A 13,728-nucleotide genomic window follows, 5' to 3' on the forward strand; every position below is an offset into this window, starting at 1 on the left:
AGCACCTTTCCCCGTCCCTCAATCGTAAAATCCTCGACGTAGCCGGGCTACGCCTGCGGTTTAACTCAATCGGGCCAGGAAAATCTCCCCCAAAGCCGGGCGCGATACCTGAACAAAATCAGTTGCGAACACGTTGTTGATATTTTTTGATTCCGGCGGTGACACGCCGTCCGAAACGGGAAGAGCCATGTCGATTGCACAACGCCTCGAACAGATCCGGTCGCGGATCGCCGCGGCGGCCGCCAGGGCCGGTCGTGATCCACGCACGGTGCGCCTGGTGGCGGTCTCCAAGGTCCGCCCCCCGGAGGATCTGGTGGCGGCCTACCGGGCGGGACAGGTCGTCTTCGGCGAGAACTACGTCCAGGAGCTGACGGCCAAGGCGGCCGAAATAACCGAGCCGTTGGAATGGCACTTCATCGGCCACCTCCAGAGCAACAAGGTCAAATACCTGGCCGGGCTGGTGACGCTCATCCACTCGGTGGACCGCCTCTCCCTGGCCGAGGAGATCAGCCGCCAGTGGGGGAGGCTGGGCCGCTCGTGCGACATCCTGGTGCAGGTGAACATCGCCGGCGAGGCCACGAAGTCCGGCACGACCGAGGCCGGGGCGCTCAGCCTGGTGCGCGCCATTGCCCAACTCCCCAACGTCAGGGTACGCGGCTTGATGACCATGCCCCCTTTTTTCGACGACCCCGAGGGGGCCCGCCCCTATTTCGCCGAACTGAAACGGCTGTCGGAGCTGATCGCCGCCGCAGCCATACCGGAGGTGGAGATGGCGGAGCTTTCCATGGGCATGTCCGGCGACTTCGAGGCCGCCATCCGGGAGGGGGCGACCCTGGTGCGGGTCGGCACCGCCATCTTCGGTGAACGCTGATGTCCGCCCCGGCGCCCCGAACCGTCTCGACGAAAGCCCTGCGGATCATCCTTTTGTCGTTGGCGTCGCTCCTCCTCGGCGCTGTTACCCTTACCCCGTTTTTTTCCTCCTTTGAACTGAAATCCTACGACCTGCTGTCGCGCCTGCTCAACCGGGACCGGGGGAGCTCGGATATCGTCATCGTCCAGGTGGATCAGCCGAGCCTGGACGCCCTGGCCGCCGAGGGGGTTACCTGGCCCTGGCCGCGCCAGGTCTATGCCCCGGTCTTTGAACGGCTTGCCCAGGCCGACGCGGTCTTCGTGGATATCCTGTTCACCGAGCCCTCCTCCTACGGCGAAGAGGACGACCGGATTCTGGCCGCCGCCGTGGCCAGGGCCGGCAACGTCGTTCTGCCGGTCTTCGCCACCGCCAACCAGCGGGAAAACGACGCCGCGGGGCAGCAGTTCCTCGACCGCATGGCCGTCAGGGGGGTGCCCGCCCCCGCCCCGGCCCTGCCGTCGGCCATCACTCCCATCGCGCCCCTGGCCCGTGGCGCCCACGGCGGCGGCAACGTCATGATCAAGCCGGACCGGGACGGCGTCTACCGCCGCCTGCCGCTCCTGTTCCAGGCCGCCGGCCGCACCCTGCCGCACCTCGTGCTGGGACATCTCCTGGAACGCCGGGTCATTGCCGTACGCGACGGCCGCCTGGCGCGCGGCACCGAGCCGCTCCCCCTGGCCGGCGGCGCCCTGCTGCCCCGTTTCCCCCGCGGCGCGCAGCCGTACCAGGTCGTATCGATCCGGGAGCTGATTCGCGACGATGGCCGAACCCCCTATCCGGCTCCCTGGTTCAAGGGGAAAAAGGTCTTTCTCGGGCTGACCGCCGCCGGCCTCTATGACTTGAAGCCCACGGCCGTATCGGCGGTGACCTCCGGCGTGCAGGTCCACGCCGCCACTCTGGACGCCCTGCTGCACGGCACGTTTCTCAAACGGGTGCCGGACGCCCTCGCCATCGTTTTCATGGCCGCCATCGCCGTGACCGCCTGCGCCTTTATTCTGACCCACACCTCCATCGCCGCGAACCTGGCGCTCTTGGCCGGCCTGCTGCTGGCCTCCCTGGGGGTGCCGGCGCTTTCCTTCAGTCTGGGGTGGTATCTGCCGCTCATCCCCCCCTTGGCCGCCCTGGCGGTCGCCTTTGCCGCCGCCTCCACCTACAGTTATGCCACCGAGGGGCGGGAACGCCGCTTCGTGCGGCGCGCCTTCTCCCAGTACATGGACGAGACCGTCGTGGCCCACCTGCTGAAGCACCCCGACCTGATCAAGCCGGGGGGGCAGCGCCGGCGGGTGACGGTCTTCTTTGCCGACATCGCCGGCTTTACCACCATCGCCGAACAGTTTCCACCGGAGGAAACGGCCCTCATGCTCCATGACGTGCTGAACGCGGTGAGCGAAGAGGTCATCGGCCACCAGGGGGTGATCGACAAGTACATCGGCGACTGCGTGATGGCCTTCTGGGGAGCCCCACTGGCCCGGCCGGATGCGGGAAGCAACGCCTGCCGCGCGGCCCTGGCCGCCCTGGCCGCATTGGAACGGGTCAACGCCGATTTCAAGGCCCGCGGCCTGGGGACGATCTCCCTGCGCATCGGACTCCATACGGGGGACGCCATCGTGGGCAACCTGGGGAGCGACCGGCTCTTCGACTATACCGTGGTGGGGGACACGGTCAACCTGGCTTCCCGGCTGGAATCGGCCAACAAGTTCTTTGCCACGCGCATCATGGTCAGCGATGCGACGCTGCAGGAGGCCGGCGACGGCTTCCTGGTCCGGGAGTTGGGGCTGATCGCCGTCAAGGGGAAAGAGTTGCCGGTGCGCATCCATGAACTGCTGGCGGAGCGTGCCGGCGCACCGCCGGAACTGGCGGCGTGGGCCGCCCTGTACGGCCGGGGGGGCGATGCCTTTCACCGCCGGGAGTGGCAGGCTGCCGAGGCGCTCTTCGACGAAGCCCTCAGCCAGCGGCCCCAGGACGGCCCGGCCCTCTTTTACCGGGACTGGTGCCGGCGCTGCCGGGAAACTCCCCCGTTGACTGATGACTGGAATGTGATACATATGAAGGAGAAATGAAAACAATCACCCGTTGCATACTGTTCGTCTGGCTGCTGTCGGCCGTGGCTGCTGCCGCCGCCGGGACGGTGAGCGTCGTCACCCGGGACAACGCCATCCGCTCCGAGAGCCGTTTCTTTGCCCCGGTCAAGGCCAAGGTGCGCTACGGCGACCGTCTGACCGTCATCGGCCGCAAAGGGGACTGGTACCAGGTGAGCGCCAAGGGGGTGAGCGGCTGGGTCCACAAGAGCGCCGTTGAATCCCGCTCCTACTCGGTATCCGGGCGGGGGGGCGCCGCGGGCGGCGTGTCGGCCGACGAGGTCTCCCTGGCCGGCAAGGGGTTCAATCCCCAGGTGGAGGCGGGGTACCGCAACGCCAACAAGAACCTGAACTACGGCGCGGTGGACGAGATCGAGCGTCTCGTCGTGGGCGAGAAGAGCCTGGAGACGTTCATCCAGCAGGGAGGTCTGATCCAGCCATGACGCTCCCGTTGCCATCAATTGCCCGCCGTATGGCCTTTCTGCTGCTGGCCGGCTTCTCCCTGGCCGGTTGCCGGCTGGAGGACCTCACCCCCCAGCAGATCGGCATGATCGCCTCGTCGGTGCAGACCATCGGCAAGGCTGCGCGTCCCGTGTCCGATGAGGAGGAGTACTACATCGGCCGGGCCGTGGCGGCCCGGCTCACCGCCACCTATCCCCTCTACCGCAACAAGCGGCTTACCGAGTACCTGAACCTGGTGGGGCAGACGCTGGCGCTCCACACCGAACAGCCCGCCACCTTCGGCGGCTACCATTTCGCCGTTCTGGACACCCCGGAGATCAACGCCTTCGCCTGCCCCGGCGGCACCGTCCTGATCACCCGGGGGATGGTCGCCTCGGTGAAGAACGAGGATGAACTGGCCGCCGTACTGGCCCACGAATTGGGCCATGTCATCCATCGCGACGGCGTTGCGGCCATCCAGTCCTCCCGCTGGAGCCAGGCGCTGCTCATCATCGGCAGCCAGGCGGCCCGGGAGTTCAGTTCCAAGGAGACCGCGCAGTTGGTTTCCCTGTTCCAGGGCTCCATCGATGATGTGGTCAAGACCCTCGTGGTAAACGGCTACGGCCGGGAGCAGGAGAAAAACGCCGACCGGGCGGCCCTCGGGTATCTTGCCGCAGCCGGTTACGACCCCCAGGGGCTGGTGGGGTATCTGGAGCGGCTTCAGGAGGCGGGGAGAGGGTCCAAGGGGGGCATTCTGGCCACCCATCCCGGCACTGATGAACGCCTCGCGAATGTTCGCGAGGCGGGCGTCCCGGCCGCGGACCGTGCCGGGGTGCCCCGGCGCAGCAAACGTTTCGCGGAAACGGTTCCCTGATGCCCGGCGGATGGTGATGATCCCGCAGAACGGACAAAGGCCCTGGAGTATCTCTCCAGGGCCTTTGTCGTGTTGTCAGCCGCGCCGGCCGGGCCTTACATCTCGGGCGTCACCGGCACAAAAGCGCTCAACTCCGGCCGGTCCAGGTCTTCCAGGTATTTCAGCACGAAACGCTGCGCCGCTTCCGCAGCCCGCGGGATGTCCCAGGCGCTCATGTCGCGGTCGAGCACCAGGTTGCTAATGCCGCGGATCTCCAGGCAGTCCACGCCTGCCCGCAGGCACACCTGGGCCACGGCCGCCCCTTCCATGCTTTCGGCTATGGCGTTGAAGTGCCGCGCCAGGGCCTCGCCGCGCTGGCGCGTCCCGCTGCAGGTCGAAACGGTCACGAACCGCCCCCGCATCAGGAACACTCCGTAGTAGTCGGCAAGCTGCATGGCCTTTTCGGCGGCGTGCTTGGACAGGGGAATCTCGTTGTGATAGGCCCGTTTGCCCTGCACGAGGGATGGCAGCCCCATGAAGCGCAGATCCTTCCACCCGTCCGTTGTCTGCACCCCTTCATCCCCCAGGATTTCATTGCTGGCCACGGCCAGGCTGCCGACGGAAAGCCCGCTGCCCGGATAGGCGCCGGCGCAGCCGGTATTGATCACCAGGCGCGGCCGGCTCCGCTCGATCAGGGTGGCCGTGGCGGCGGCGGCGTTGACCTTGCCGGCCCCGCCTGCGCAGAGCGTTACGGGCAGCGTGCCGATGGTCCCCTCGGCATACTCGAACGTGGTTGCCGTCTGTCGGACGGTGTTGGTCAGGGCGTGCTCCAGCAGGGCCATTTCCTGGGGCACTGCCGCGATGATGAGAATCGGTTTCATGTCTACGGGAAAGCCTTTCTTGTGTGGCGGCCTAGCGGTTTTCAAGCCATTTGCTCAGGACCGCTTCCAGGTCCTGGACCAGCACCGGTTTTGAGAGGTAATCGTTCATGCCCGCTTCGATGCATTTGTCCCGCTCTCCGGCCATGGCGTTGGCCGTCAGGGCTATCACCGGCGTTTCATGGTCGAGAACGCTGGATTCGGGGTCGCGGATGATGGCGGTGGCGTCGTAGCCGTTCATCTCCGGCATCTGGCAGTCCATCAGCACCAGGTCGTAGGAGGCGCTTTCCAGGGCCTTGACCGCGTCGAGGCCGTTGGCCACGGCGTCGGCCTCGTAGCCCAGCTTGTTGAGCATCATCCTGATCACCCGCCGGTTGGTCGTATGGTCTTCGGCCAGCAGGATGCGGGCGCGCTGGGGGGCGTCGGCGTCACGGTTGAAGAAGATGGCCTGGTTGCCGCTTTCCCGTTTTTCCATAGGGCTGTACTCCTGTTTTTCGAACGGCAGGGCGATGCGGAAGGTCGAACCCGAGCCCACGCCGCTCACCACGTCGATGGACCCGCCCATGAGCTCGGCCAGTTGGCTGCTGATGGCCAACCCCAGTCCCGTGCCGCCGTATTTGCGCGTGCTCGAGCCGTCAACCTGAACGAACGGGGTGAAGATGCGGTCCAGGTACTCCGGGGGGATGCCGATGCCGGTATCGGTTACGGCAAACTGGAGGGTCACCTGCCCTCCATCTTCGGCCACGCGTGATACGTGGACCATCACCCCTCCCTGCCGGGTAAATTTGATGCCGTTGCCTACGATATTCCTGATGATCTGGGCCAGGCGCCCCGGATCGCCCCTGAGGTGCAGCGGCGCATCCGGTTCCACCGCCCAGTCCAGGCGCAGGTTTTTCTCCTCGGCCTGCAGCGAGAGTATCTGCATGGTGTCCTTCAGGACGGTCTTGAGGTTGAAGTCGCTTTTCTCGAACATGAGCTTCCCGGCTTCGATGCGGGCGAAGTCGAGAAGTTCATCGATGAGGTCCAGCAGGTCCTTGCTGCTTTTAAGGGCGATTCCGGCATACTCGAGCTGCTCGGAGGTCAGGTCCGTATCCATCAGAAGTCCGCTCATGCCGATGATGCCGTTCAAGGGCGTGCGGAGCTCGTGGCTCATGTTGGCCAGAAACTGGCTCTTGGCGGCATTGGCCGCGTCGGCGGCGTCCTTGGCCGAGATAAGGGCCTGTTCCGTCTGTTTCCGTTCGGTAATGTTCTGAAAGAACCCAATATAGCGGTCGTGGCCAAGCTTGACGGCCTGGAGGGAGACCCAGAGCAGGCTCCCGTCTTTTCGCACCAGGAGCGACTCCCGGCTGGCAGACCCCTCTTCCTTCAGCTTTTCGAAATTTTGCAGCCCCGTTTGCCGGTAGTCCGGGGGCAGCATATCCGTAATGGACATGCCGATGAGTTCGGCTTCCGAGTACCCCAGCATCTCGGCTCCAGTGCGGTTGGTCTCCACGTAGCGCCCCAAACTGTCGACAACGAATGCGCCGACGGGCGCAAACTCGATGTAGGAACGGAACTTGGCCTCGCTTTCCCGCAGGGAGTCGGTCATCTTCCGGCGTTCGGTGATGTCGAACATCAACCCGCGCAGGATCGGAGGGCGCCCCTCCTCAACAATCACCGAGACGGCATTGCGCAGCCACAGGGTGGTGCCGTCGGCAGCGATCATGCGGAACTCGAACTGCCGGGACGCGCCCTCGCACCCCATGCTTCGGCAGATATCCAGTACCCGGTCGCGGTCTTCCGGGTGGATATGAGCGTGGCAGAAGTCCGGGTCGGACAGCCAGGCCGACGCCGGGTAGCCCAGCAGCCGTTCGGCCTGGGCGCTGACGAACGTGAAACGGAGTGTATCCGCGGCCGCCTCCCAGACGATTCCCTCGATCGTATCCACCAGTCTCTGGTAGCGTTCCTGGGTGCGGAGCGCCTCCCGTTCCGTCGTCAGGTGATGCTCCCACAGCTCGCGGCCGTAGATATAGCCGAAGAGCGGGATGGCGAACATGTGCAGGCCGTGGCGGATCGGTCCGAGAACGGCGATGGTCTTTGCGGACGAGATGGCGCTTGCCAGGCCCAGGGCATCGTCGAGGAAGAAACCGCCGAAGGCGATCGACAACGCCGTTCTGCGCCATCCCGGAACGCGTCGCAATAAGACGAGAGCGGCGGCCAGCACGATGGCCCCGGCAAGGTGGAACGTCACGCCATACCGGCCGGCATGGAAGTTTGCCTCCGGAAACCTGCTGCTGAATGAGGCCCAGCCCCAGAAGGTTGCCAGATAGGCGGCAACCAGGCAGGCCACCCCACCTTTGAGGTACCGCCCCGCCAGGCGCGGGTCCAGCAGGCTGTCCAGATAGGCCGTTGCGATCCAGACCAGGGAGACGCCGGTCAGAAGCTGCTCCACCGGCTTGGTGAAGGGCTGCATGAGCGCATTCGGCACCGTGTTGCTGAAGGAGAGGAACAAAACGACGAACATGAAGAGTTCGCGCACCAGGCCGAGGGTGAAGCCGATCAGCAGCAGCCTGTTCCGCTGCGGGGTGTGGCGGCGCTGGCGCACGGCCGTCCAGATGAGCAGGGACCAGAACAGGGCGGCCGTGCCGAGGCGGACGAAGTGGTCGGGCGCGAAGTCGCCGCCGGCAAACTCGACCAATATTGCCATCAGATAGTCGGACATAGCGTCGCACTTCCTTTCAGGCGTTGCGCCGCGGCCAGGGTCTGGGGCGCCGTCTCCCGCGACGGCCGCTCCTGAAACGCCTCCAGGTCCTCACACGTATCGATATCCCGCCACGGCGGCAGGAGGGCGGTTCTGAGCCCGCAGAACCGGGCCCGTTCCTGGCTGGTCTGCAAAACCTCCGCACTGCTCCAGACGATATCCTCGAACAACTGCCGCTGGAAGCGCCGGAGGCCGAGCAGATAGTATCCCCCATCCTCGGCCGGACCGAAGACGACCTCTGCCTCTGCCCGCTCCAGGAGGGCAAAAGCCCGTCGGATGTACTCCAGGGGGAGATCGGGCGCATCGCTGCCGATGATGCAGCACGTCTCGCAACCACTGGCAAAGGCCGTTTCAAAGGCATTTGCCATGCGTGCCCCCAGGTCGTGCCCCTGCTGCTCGAACATCGTCGCTCGGGGCGGGACCGGAACAGCGGGGATGGCCCCGTTTTTCAGCGCCCAGAAGAGCAGCAGGCGGGTGTCGTCCAGGGTGGCGGCGGCGGCCAGCACATCGGCCAGCATGGCGGCATACAGCTCCGTTGCGAGACGATGGCTGCCCAGACCCTGGGCCAGCCGGGTCTTTACCGTGCCGACGAGCGGTTCCCGGGCAAAGATGATCAGTCCCCTGGTCATGCCCGGCGGTCGAGCTCCACGGCCGCATAGGCCGAATGATTGTGGATCGACTCGAAGTTTTCCGCTTCCACCGAGAACCAGACGATGTTGTCCACGGCCGCCAGCCGGGAATAGGCCTCCCGGACCATGTCCTCCACAAAGCGCGGATTGTCGTAGGCTTGCTCGGTGACGTACTTTTCGTCCTCGCGCTTGAGCAGCGAATAGAGCGGGCTGCTGCCGCACTGCTCGATCAACTCCACCAGGTCCTCGATCCAGATGAATTCCCGGTAGCGCACCCGCACGGTCATGACGCTGCGCTGGTTGTGGGCGCCGGCCCGGGAGAGCTCCTTGCTGCACGGGCAGAGCGAGGTGAGCGGCACCCGCACCACCAGCACGAAATCCAGGATGTCGCTCATGGACGCCTTGAACTCGCAACTGTATTCCATCAGGCTTCTGGCGCCCGAGACCGGAGCCCTTTTCTCGATGAAGTAGGGAAACTGGATCTCCATGTGGGCGCTGGTGGAGCCGAGCCGGGCCTTCACCTCGTCCAGGATCGGCTCCAGCTTGTCCAGGCCGATATGCTCGCGGTGGCGGTTGAGGATCTCCACGAAGCGGCTCATGTGGGTGCCCTTGAAGTGGTGAGGCAGGTCCACATACATGTTGATCCGCGCCACGGTGTGCTGCAGCGAATGGTTCTTGTCCATCACCACGATGGGGTAGGAGATGTCCTTGACGCCGACCTTGGCGATGGGTATCCTGCGGTGGTCGGGGCGTTTCTGCATGTCCGGCATGGCTGTTTTGTCCGCTGCCGTTTTCGTTGGTTGGTGCGCCATGGGATTGTCCTGTGGGTCGATTGGGATCTGTTCCGTATCCAAGGGGGATACCGTATGAATATCAGGGTTTCCGTCACGGTTTTCGGCCGCGTCCAGGGGGTGGCCTTTCGTCACTACACCAGCCGCCGCGCTGTGGAGCTTGGCGTCAGCGGTTGGGTCGGGAACCTGCCGGACGGCTCGGTTGCCGGTGTGTTCGAGGGCGATGAGAATGGGGTGAATGCCCTGGTTGAGTGGTGCCGTCAGGGGCCGCCCGCCGCCGCGGTGGAACGGCTCGACCTGCGCCGTGAGACCTGCACCGGGGAGTTCACGGGGTTCTCCATCAGGTCGTGACGTTCTCCAGCCCCGCCGCTTCCGCGATCACCCGCCATATCCCCTCGCGCCCGGCCTTGGACAGGGCCGAGAAGGGGAGGAGATCCTCCCGGTTGCGGCCGATGGCCGCCGCGATCACCCCGGCCTGGCGGGCCTGTTCGTTCTTCGACAGCTTGTCGCACTTGGTCAGCACGATGATCGGCGGGATGCCGTAGGTTTCCAGCCAGCGCAGCATCTGCAGGTCCCCATCCGCGGGGGTGCGGCGGATATCCAGGATCAGGACCACCGCCCGCAGGTTCTCGCGCCTGGCCAGGTAGGTCTCGATCATCGGCTGCCACTGTTTGCGCAGCTCGGGCGGCGCCTTGGCGTAGCCGTAGCCGGGGAGGTCCACCAGGACCAGGCGGCCGTTGACGTCGAAGAAGTTGATCAACTGGGTCCTGCCGGGGGTGGAACTGGTGCGCACCAGGCTTTTGCGGTTGACCAGCACATTGATCAGCGACGACTTACCCACGTTGGAGCGGCCCACGAAGGCCACCTCGGGCAGGATAGTTTCCGGGTAGTCTTTCGGTTTTACAGCACTTTTTATGAATTCCGCCTGGTGTACATCCATGTCAACGCTCTCCTTGGCGAGCGTATTATAGTGCGCCGCGTCATGGCTGTTCAAGCGCTTATTTCCCCCGTGCCGACAATTTGGAATTTATTCCCGCCTGCGCCCTCTCCTTTATGGGACGCCCGCGCCCGGCCCTCGGGCGCGAACCCGTGATGCGGCCATGCTCGGGCACTGTTTTTTCGACAGCTTCGGCCCGGAGATTTAATTTTCCCCCCGGAATTAGTCGGTGGCGTTCGATACGCTTTTGTGCTATATGAATAGCATTCCGTTGGTGTCCTCTTACATGCTCCCGACCAGGTTCCAATGACGGCATCCACTGTGGACATAGCGCTGTTTGCGGCAAAGCTGGGGATGATATTCTTCGTGATCCTCACCCTGGCCGCCTACTTGGTATTCGCCGAACGGAAGGTCCTGGCCTGGATTCAGGATCGCAAGGGGCCCAATCGCGTCGGCCCCTTCGGACTTCTCCAACCCCTCGCAGACCTGATCAAACTCCTCACCAAAGAAGATTTTTGCCCGCTGGCCGCCGATAAATGGCTGTTCTATCTTGCCCCGGCCATGGCCGCTATTCCGGCGATCCTGACCTTTGCCGTCATCCCTTTCGGCGCGCCGGTGACCATTGCCGGCCGCCGGGTGCCGATGCTGGTGGCAGACCTGAACGTCGGTCTGCTGTTCTTCCTGGCGCTCTCCTCCATCGCGGTGTACGGGGTTGCCATCGGCGGCTGGGCCTCCAACTCCAAGTATTCCCTGCTGGGGGGCATCCGCGGCCTGGCCCAGTTGATCTCCTACGAACTCTCCATGGGGTTGTCCCTGGTGCCGGTGGTCATGCTGGCCCGTTCCTTCAGCCTGGCCGACATCGTGGCCGCCCAGTCCCCCATCCCGTTCATCGTCTACCAGCCCCTGGCCTTTCTCATCTTTCTGGTCAGCATCACGGCGGAGTGCAAGCGCATCCCCTTCGACATCCCCGAGGCCGAGGGGGAGCTGGTTGCCGGTTTCCACACCGAATACTCCGGCATGCGCTTCGGCCTGTTCTTTGTGGGGGAATACATCAACATCATCGTGCTGGGAGGGCTGGCCACGACCTTCTTCCTGGGGGGCTGGCACGGTCCCTTCCTGGCGCCGGTGATCTGGTTCTCCCTCAAGACCCTGGCGTTTGCCTTTTTCTTCATCTGGATGCGCGGGACCCTGCCCCGCCTGCGTTACGATCAGCTCATGCACCTGGGGTGGAAGGTCTTGACGCCCCTGGCCCTGGCGAATATCCTGGTCACCGGTTGGTGGCTGGCGCTGCGGGGGACGGTATTGCCATAATGACGCTACGGACATCGACGTCCGGAACATAAACCAACCACGGGAGGAGTCGAACATGGAAAGTGTGAATGCCAAAGACCGTCACGGCCACACCCCTCTGATCAATGCCGCGAAAGAGGGGCAGAAGGACTTTGTTCAGGACCTGCTGCACCGGGGCGCGGACTTGACCGCCAGCAGCGACAAAGGTAAAACGGCCCTCCACTACGCCGCCGCCAACGGCCACACCGAGATCGTCAGGATGCTGCTCGACAAGGGCGCCGACGTTGACGTCCGCGACCGGGAAGGGCATACTCCCCTGATGCTGGCCGCCATCTATGGCTGCAACCTGACCGTGCAGGCCCTGCTGGACGGCGGCGCCGATGCGGGGCTCAAGACGCCCACCGGCAACACCGCCAGCCGTTATGCCGACAACAACAGTCACCCCCTGGCCTCGGCACTGCTCAAGAAGGCCGAACGGGCCAAACACGGTAACGCATAATATTCCATAACTCCCGAGCCGAGACGCCCCGTCGGGGCGTCTCTCATTTTGAGAAGAACGATTTTATGCCGATACTCTCCGACATACGAGCCATCCTGGGCGGTTTCCGTATCACCCTGGCGCACATGCTGCGCCGGTCGGTCACCATCCAGTATCCCGAGGAAAAACGCACCCCGTACCCGCGTTACCGGGCGCGAATCGTGTTGACCCGCGATCCGGACGGCGGCGAGCGCTGCGTGGCCTGCTACCTCTGCTCGGCGGCCTGCCCGGTGGACTGCATCTCCATGCAGGCCGCCGAAGGGGCGGATGGCCGCCGCTATGCCGCATGGTTCCGGATCAACTTCTCCCGCTGCATCTTCTGCGGCCTGTGCGCCGAGGCCTGCCCGACCCTGGCCATCCAGATGACCCCCGATTTCGAGATCTGCAAGCGGGACATCATGGACCTGGTCTATGAAAAGGAGGACCTGCTGATCAACGGCTGCGGCAAGGACGCTTCCTACAACTTCTACCGCCACGCCGGCATCGCCGTGACCCAGCCCCGGGGCGAAGGGCTGGAGGAAGAGCGGCCGGTGGATGCCAGGTCGTTGCTGCCGTAGCGGCAAAGCATCCACCACGGAGGACACGGAGGGAAACCTGAGGAAAGCAAAAACCATTGTTACCAGCGATATATTGGGAACCGGTTTGTGAGTATGAATAAATATCTTCAGGTCTCCTCCGTGCTCCTCGGTGTCCTCCGTGGTGCATGCTTTCAGGATTTTTAGAGAACTTATGGAACAAATCATTTTCTACATATTGGCCGGGGTAGCCGTTATCGGCACGATCCTGGCCATTACCGAGAAACACCCGGTGCACGCCATCCTGTACCTGGTCACCTCCCTGTTCTCCATCGCGGTGATCTTTTACCTGCTGATGGCGCCGCTGGTGGCGGCCTTCGAGGTGATCCTCTACGCCGGCGCCATCATGGTGCTGTTCCTGTTCGTGATCATGATGCTCGATCTGGGGCACCCGGAAAAGGGGGTGGCGCCCCAGTGGCGCCAGTGGCTGCCGGCCCTGGTGCTGGCCGGGGTGAGTATCGCCTGCCTGACGGTCGTCATCGTCTCCCGCCATGCCTCCCCGGCCGCACCACCAGCCCCGGCCCTGCCGATCCGCGTGGTGGCCCGCTGCCTGTTCAAGGATCATGGCCTGGCGGTGGAGCTGATCTCGCTGCAACTGCTGTTTGCCTTGGTCGGCGCACTCTATCTGGGTCGGCAAGGTGCTCCCTCACCCGGCCTTCGGCCACCCTCTCCCCAGGGGAGAGGGGCTGGGGGGGAGGGGGGACCGTCATGATCGTTCCGCTGGGACATATCCTCATCCTGGCCGGCCTGCTCTTCTTCCTGGGGATGGGGGGGCTTCTGGCCTGGCGGGCCAATCTGATCATGATGCTGGTCTGCATCGAGGTCATGCTGAATGCCGTCATGCTGGTCTTCGTGGGGGGCTCGGCCCGCTGGGGCACAGCGGACGGCCAACTGTTCGCCATCTTCATCATGGCCCTCACCTCGGCCGAGGTCTCCCTGGCCCTGGCCATGGTGGTCTACCTGCACCGGCGGCGCAAGACCGTGGATACGGACCGGTTCGGCGAGATGAAGGGGTAACTATCCGGTGTAAAAGCATTCACCACGGAGGACACGGAGAAAAGGCGGAGG

The 13,728-nt window shown here is 64.4% G+C and carries 15 protein-coding genes; 10 read left to right on the forward strand and 5 right to left on the reverse strand.

The window, feature by feature from the left end; translation table 11 throughout:
• Nucleotides 1-187: 187 nt before the first annotated feature.
• The 4 genes from FO488_RS01450 to FO488_RS01465 are packed head-to-tail and all read left to right on the forward strand — an operon-like array spanning nucleotide 188 to nucleotide 4,303.
• Nucleotides 188-871 (forward strand): YggS family pyridoxal phosphate-dependent enzyme, encoded by a 684-nt coding sequence (locus FO488_RS01450; protein WP_149208900.1) that lies wholly within the window; start codon nucleotides 188-190, stop codon nucleotides 869-871.
• On the forward strand, nucleotides 871-2,970 hold the full coding sequence (locus FO488_RS01455) for a CHASE2 domain-containing protein (RefSeq protein WP_149208901.1): 2,100 nt from the start codon (nucleotides 871-873) through the stop codon (nucleotides 2,968-2,970). Before FO488_RS01450 ends, FO488_RS01455 begins: the two co-directional genes overlap by 1 nt.
• Nucleotides 2,967-3,431 (forward strand): SH3 domain-containing protein, encoded by a 465-nt coding sequence (locus FO488_RS01460; RefSeq protein ID WP_149208902.1) that lies wholly within the window; start codon nucleotides 2,967-2,969, stop codon nucleotides 3,429-3,431. Before FO488_RS01455 ends, FO488_RS01460 begins: the two co-directional genes overlap by 4 nt.
• 29 nt (nucleotides 3,432-3,460) lie before the next feature.
• The gene (locus FO488_RS01465) at nucleotides 3,461-4,303 is read left to right on the forward strand and encodes a M48 family metalloprotease (RefSeq protein ID WP_240732114.1); all 843 of its coding nucleotides are present in this window, start codon (nucleotides 3,461-3,463) and stop codon (nucleotides 4,301-4,303) included.
• Nucleotides 4,304-4,398: 95 nt separating this feature from the next.
• Here the strand turns inward: FO488_RS01465 and mqnB are convergent, their stop codons facing one another.
• The 4 genes from mqnB to folE2 are packed head-to-tail and all read right to left on the reverse strand — an operon-like array spanning nucleotide 4,399 to nucleotide 9,299.
• Nucleotides 4,399-5,163: a futalosine hydrolase gene (gene mqnB / locus FO488_RS01470; protein WP_149208904.1), complete on the reverse strand. Its 765-nt coding sequence runs from the start codon at nucleotides 5,161-5,163 to the stop codon at nucleotides 4,399-4,401.
• A gap of 31 nt (nucleotides 5,164-5,194) precedes the next feature.
• Entirely contained in the window at nucleotides 5,195-7,861 is a 2,667-nt protein-coding gene (locus tag FO488_RS01475; protein ID WP_149208905.1) for a PAS domain-containing hybrid sensor histidine kinase/response regulator, read from the reverse strand.
• Nucleotides 7,846-8,529 carry a TIGR04282 family arsenosugar biosynthesis glycosyltransferase gene (locus tag FO488_RS01480; protein ID WP_149208906.1) on the reverse strand — a complete coding sequence of 228 codons (684 nt, stop codon included), beginning with the start codon at nucleotides 8,527-8,529 and terminating at the stop codon, nucleotides 7,846-7,848. The genes FO488_RS01475 and FO488_RS01480 overlap by 16 nt, the downstream gene beginning before the upstream one ends.
• Complete coding sequence (folE2, locus tag FO488_RS01485; protein ID WP_149212036.1) at nucleotides 8,526-9,299, reverse strand: GTP cyclohydrolase FolE2; 774 nt, start codon at nucleotides 9,297-9,299, stop codon at nucleotides 8,526-8,528. Before folE2 ends, FO488_RS01480 begins: the two co-directional genes overlap by 4 nt.
• A gap of 96 nt (nucleotides 9,300-9,395) precedes the next feature.
• Here folE2 and FO488_RS01490 point away from each other — a divergent pair, with 96 nt between their 5' ends.
• Complete coding sequence (locus FO488_RS01490; RefSeq protein ID WP_149208907.1) at nucleotides 9,396-9,671, forward strand: acylphosphatase; 276 nt, start codon at nucleotides 9,396-9,398, stop codon at nucleotides 9,669-9,671.
• Here FO488_RS01490 and yihA read toward each other — a convergent pair.
• The gene (gene yihA, locus FO488_RS01495) at nucleotides 9,661-10,260 is read right to left on the reverse strand and encodes a ribosome biogenesis GTP-binding protein YihA/YsxC (RefSeq protein ID WP_149208908.1); all 600 of its coding nucleotides are present in this window, start codon (nucleotides 10,258-10,260) and stop codon (nucleotides 9,661-9,663) included. The two genes, FO488_RS01490 and yihA, sit on opposite strands and share 11 nt — an antisense overlap.
• A 303-nt stretch (nucleotides 10,261-10,563) precedes the next feature.
• Here yihA and nuoH point away from each other — a divergent pair, with 303 nt between their 5' ends.
• From nuoH to nuoK, 5 genes are all read left to right on the forward strand, one after another.
• On the forward strand, nucleotides 10,564-11,568 hold the full coding sequence (nuoH, locus tag FO488_RS01500; protein ID WP_149208909.1) for an NADH-quinone oxidoreductase subunit NuoH: 1,005 nt from the start codon (nucleotides 10,564-10,566) through the stop codon (nucleotides 11,566-11,568).
• 55 nt (nucleotides 11,569-11,623) lie between these two features.
• The gene (locus FO488_RS01505) at nucleotides 11,624-12,046 is read left to right on the forward strand and encodes an ankyrin repeat domain-containing protein (RefSeq protein WP_149208910.1); all 423 of its coding nucleotides are present in this window, start codon (nucleotides 11,624-11,626) and stop codon (nucleotides 12,044-12,046) included.
• A 65-nt stretch (nucleotides 12,047-12,111) separates the two neighbouring features.
• On the forward strand, nucleotides 12,112-12,642 hold the full coding sequence (gene nuoI / locus FO488_RS01510; protein ID WP_149208911.1) for an NADH-quinone oxidoreductase subunit NuoI: 531 nt from the start codon (nucleotides 12,112-12,114) through the stop codon (nucleotides 12,640-12,642).
• 172 nt (nucleotides 12,643-12,814) lie between these two features.
• The gene (locus FO488_RS01515; protein ID WP_149208912.1) at nucleotides 12,815-13,372 is read left to right on the forward strand and encodes an NADH-quinone oxidoreductase subunit J; all 558 of its coding nucleotides are present in this window, start codon (nucleotides 12,815-12,817) and stop codon (nucleotides 13,370-13,372) included.
• On the forward strand, nucleotides 13,369-13,677 hold the full coding sequence (gene nuoK, locus FO488_RS01520; RefSeq protein WP_149208913.1) for an NADH-quinone oxidoreductase subunit NuoK: 309 nt from the start codon (nucleotides 13,369-13,371) through the stop codon (nucleotides 13,675-13,677). Before FO488_RS01515 ends, nuoK begins: the two co-directional genes overlap by 4 nt.
• Nucleotides 13,678-13,728: the final 51 nt, after the last annotated feature.

This window comes from Geobacter sp. FeAm09 (assembly GCF_008330225.1).
Classification (GTDB): Bacteria; Desulfobacterota; Desulfuromonadia; order Geobacterales; family Pseudopelobacteraceae; genus Oryzomonas.

Coding starts and splice junctions, on each gene's coding strand:
- FO488_RS01450 (WP_149208900.1), top strand. CDS start 188: ATGTCGATTGCACAACGCCTCGAACAGATCCGGTCGCGGATCGCCGCG.
- FO488_RS01455 (WP_149208901.1), top strand. CDS start 871: ATGTCCGCCCCGGCGCCCCGAACCGTCTCGACGAAAGCCCTGCGGATC.
- FO488_RS01460 (WP_149208902.1), top strand. CDS start 2,967: ATGAAAACAATCACCCGTTGCATACTGTTCGTCTGGCTGCTGTCGGCC.
- FO488_RS01465 (WP_240732114.1), top strand. CDS start 3,461: ATGGCCTTTCTGCTGCTGGCCGGCTTCTCCCTGGCCGGTTGCCGGCTG.
- mqnB (WP_149208904.1), bottom strand. CDS start 5,163: ATGAAACCGATTCTCATCATCGCGGCAGTGCCCCAGGAAATGGCCCTG.
- FO488_RS01475 (WP_149208905.1), bottom strand. CDS start 7,861: ATGTCCGACTATCTGATGGCAATATTGGTCGAGTTTGCCGGCGGCGAC.
- FO488_RS01480 (WP_149208906.1), bottom strand. CDS start 8,529: ATGACCAGGGGACTGATCATCTTTGCCCGGGAACCGCTCGTCGGCACG.
- folE2 (WP_149212036.1), bottom strand. CDS start 9,299: ATGCCGGACATGCAGAAACGCCCCGACCACCGCAGGATACCCATCGCC.
- FO488_RS01490 (WP_149208907.1), top strand. CDS start 9,396: ATGAATATCAGGGTTTCCGTCACGGTTTTCGGCCGCGTCCAGGGGGTG.
- yihA (WP_149208908.1), bottom strand. CDS start 10,260: ATGGATGTACACCAGGCGGAATTCATAAAAAGTGCTGTAAAACCGAAA.
- nuoH (WP_149208909.1), top strand. CDS start 10,564: ATGACGGCATCCACTGTGGACATAGCGCTGTTTGCGGCAAAGCTGGGG.
- FO488_RS01505 (WP_149208910.1), top strand. CDS start 11,624: ATGGAAAGTGTGAATGCCAAAGACCGTCACGGCCACACCCCTCTGATC.
- nuoI (WP_149208911.1), top strand. CDS start 12,112: ATGCCGATACTCTCCGACATACGAGCCATCCTGGGCGGTTTCCGTATC.
- FO488_RS01515 (WP_149208912.1), top strand. CDS start 12,815: ATGGAACAAATCATTTTCTACATATTGGCCGGGGTAGCCGTTATCGGC.
- nuoK (WP_149208913.1), top strand. CDS start 13,369: ATGATCGTTCCGCTGGGACATATCCTCATCCTGGCCGGCCTGCTCTTC.